This is a genomic window from Pseudoxanthomonas sp. LjRoot204_2 (assembly GCF_056175765.1).
Genome location: NZ_JBGFFG010000736.1, coordinates 1 through 1,042, shown reverse-complemented (window position 1 = coordinate 1,042; position 1,042 = coordinate 1). Strand labels below are relative to the sequence as shown.

The window sequence follows — 1,042 nt, the reverse complement described above, 5'->3', positions numbered from 1 at the left end:
GCTCGAGCGATACGCTCCTGCCGTGGTACTTGCCGCCCAGGCCGCGCAGCACCACGCGCACATCGCCTTGACCGGCGTCGCTGGTGTGCAGATCGGACGCCGGCGCGTAGCCGGACTGCAGCAGCAGCTCGACGCCTTCCACATAGACCGCGTCGCCCGGGCGGAGTACGGCCATGCGCTTCACCGGCCGGCCGTTGATGTGGACCCCGCGCATCCCGTTGGCCACCTGCAGCCACAGCCCGCGCCGGTCGACGCATATCTGCGCGAGCAATGCACCCTGCAGCGCATCGCCGACTCCGATGGTGCCGGCGGCCTCGCGCACGATGCGGTGCACGCCGGTGGTGAGTGGCCGGTCAGGCGCAGGGCGGTTGCTGAAATGAAGTCGGAGGTTCTGCACGCGACGGGAGCCTAGCAGGTTGGCGCGTGGCCGGCAGCACCGGCTTGGCATCTTCACGCGGCGGCCCGCAGAATACCGCCACGTCACAGGAGCCGCGCATGGCCAGCATCGACATCAAGCATCCCCATTCCAAGTCGCCGGCGCAGGCGCGCAAGGCCATCGAGGGCGTCGCGAAGAAGCTCGCCGAGCGCTTCGACATGGATTACGGATGGGACGGCGACACGCTCAACTTCAGCCGGTCGGGCGTGGACGGCAAGATCGCCCTGCTCGACGACACGCTGCGGGTCACCGCGAACCTGGGCTTTCTGCTGTCGGCGATGAAGGGCCCGATCGAAGCCGAGATCCGTCGGGTACTCAGCGAGAAGTTCGACTGACGCTCAGTCCCGGAACGGGTCCGGGTCCGACGAGAAGAGCCGCCGGGACACCGCCCGTTCCGCCCGCTCGATGTCGCGCACGAACGCCTTGCCATCGCCCAGCGCGGCAAACGCGGCGAAACCGCGCTCGAGGAAGCCCTGCAGTTCGCCCAGGCCGGTGGCCTTGGCCGGGCCGCGCGACAGCTTGAGCAGTGTGGCCACGCCCGGCGTCTTCACCGCGCGCGCGAGCCCGACCCCCACCTCGGCGATCAGATCGATCTGGTGCCTGCGC

The 1,042-nt window shown here is 69.5% G+C and carries 3 protein-coding genes; 1 reads left to right on the top strand and 2 read right to left on the bottom strand.

Features of this window, described 5'->3' with window-relative positions; genetic code table 11:
* Positions 1 to 397 (bottom strand): FHA domain-containing protein (locus AC04L7_RS19500; RefSeq protein WP_475513817.1); only part of this gene is annotated, 397 nt, incomplete at its 3' end.
* 98 nt (positions 398 to 495) lie between these two features.
* Between AC04L7_RS19500 and AC04L7_RS19495 the strand changes: the two genes are divergently transcribed.
* Positions 496 to 771, top strand: coding sequence for a polyhydroxyalkanoic acid system family protein (locus AC04L7_RS19495; protein WP_296282985.1), 276 nt, complete (start codon positions 496 to 498; stop codon positions 769 to 771).
* A gap of 3 nt (positions 772 to 774) precedes the next feature.
* Here the strand turns inward: AC04L7_RS19495 and AC04L7_RS19490 are convergent.
* Positions 775 to 1,042 (bottom strand): DUF8198 family protein (locus AC04L7_RS19490; RefSeq protein WP_475513816.1); only part of this gene is annotated, 268 nt, incomplete at its 5' end.

Bases quoted from the DNA above. Each gene is read 5' to 3' on its own strand.
- AC04L7_RS19495 (WP_296282985.1), top strand. From the start codon at position 496: ATGGCCAGCATCGACATCAAGCATCCCCATTCCAAGTCGCCGGCGCAG.